This is a genomic window from Mycobacterium sp. KBS0706 (assembly GCF_005938675.2).
Lineage (GTDB): Bacteria > Pseudomonadota > Alphaproteobacteria > DSM-16000 > Inquilinaceae > Inquilinus.
Window position 1 is genome coordinate 1 of sequence record NZ_VCCH02000308.1, and the last position, 834, is coordinate 834.

The 834-nt window shown below is 73.1% G+C and carries 1 protein-coding gene; it reads right to left on the reverse strand.

From position 1 onward, the window contains the following. Window positions 1–54: 54 nt before the first annotated feature. On the reverse strand, window positions 55–834 hold a 780-nt coding region (locus tag FFK22_RS41985; RefSeq protein ID WP_221939313.1), incomplete at its 5' end, for a VOC family protein.

Below are 834 nucleotides of genomic sequence, written 5' to 3' on the forward strand. Positions count from 1 at the left end.
GCGCAACCAACGATTCTTGCGGCTGGTTCAGCGCCGGATTCCAAGAAGGGCGGCTTAACCGTCGGCCCGGGTGATCCGGACGCCCCGGGTGCGCACCGGATCGAGATCGCCCACAGCACTGCCGGGGGCGACGCGCAGTGTCAGCGACACCGGCCCCTCCCCACGCGCCGCCAGAGCCGCCCCGGCGCGGTCCGGGCCGGCGAGGCTGACGGACTGGCCGTTGCCGAGATCGATCGGCGCGCCCGGCTGCGTGCCGAGCAGGGCGCCGTAGCGCCAGGCGCTGACCTGCGTGTTCTCCACCGCGATCTCGATCCCGACAACGCCGAACGCGCCGTTGGCGTGGCGGCGGACATCGCCTTCCGGCACCCGCAGATGCCGCGGCGTGACGTCGCCGCACAGGAAGGGCAGGTCCGAGGTCGCCGCCCGCGCCGTGCGCCATTCCAGCCGCTGCCCGTCCGGCCGCAGCCGGCCGCCCTCGGTCGGTCCTTCGAGGTCGAGGCCGCGCGCCTTGGCCGCCACCACATCGGCCGCGATATCGCCGGGCAGCAGGGCGAAATCGACCAGCCCGTCGCCGGCCTCGCTGAGCACCCGCCACCAGCGGAACTCCGGGTTCGGGCGCCGGAAGGCGATCAGCTCGACATAGGCGCCGTCGGCGAAGACGATCAGCGCGTTGTGGCTGGCGCCGTGGGTGTGCTCCCCGCCCGGCACCACGGTGAAGCCGAGCGCCTCGTAGTCGGCGACCGCCCCCGCCAGGTCGCGGACGGCGATCACCACATGATCGAGCGACAGGCTCATGGTCGTCTCCTGTTTCGGTGGGACGCGGTCAGGCCTGGA